At 48.6% G+C, this 255-nt stretch carries 1 rRNA gene; it reads right to left on the bottom strand.

The features are described 5' to 3' along the window. Window positions 1-255, bottom strand: a 23S ribosomal RNA gene (locus HS848_RS12570); the annotation flags it as partial.

The raw sequence follows: 255 nt of genomic DNA, 5'->3' as shown, positions 1-255 counted from the left end.
AGTGTTACCTGAACTTCAACCTGACCATGGGTAGATCACCTGGTTTCGGGTCTACGACCAAATACTAAACGCCCTATTCAGACTCGCTTTCGCTACGGCTCCACATTTTCTGCTTAACCTTGCATCAGATCGTAACTCGCCGGTTCATTCTACAAAAGGCACGCCATCACCCATTAACGGGCTCTGACTACTTGTAAGCACACGGTTTCAAGTTCTCTTTCACTCCCCTTCCGGGGTACTTTTCACCTTTCCCTC

The organism is Staphylococcus caledonicus (genome assembly GCF_016238465.1).
In the GTDB taxonomy this organism is placed as follows: domain Bacteria; phylum Bacillota; class Bacilli; order Staphylococcales; family Staphylococcaceae; genus Staphylococcus; species Staphylococcus caledonicus.
This window is presented reverse-complemented; position numbering and strand designations above follow the sequence as displayed.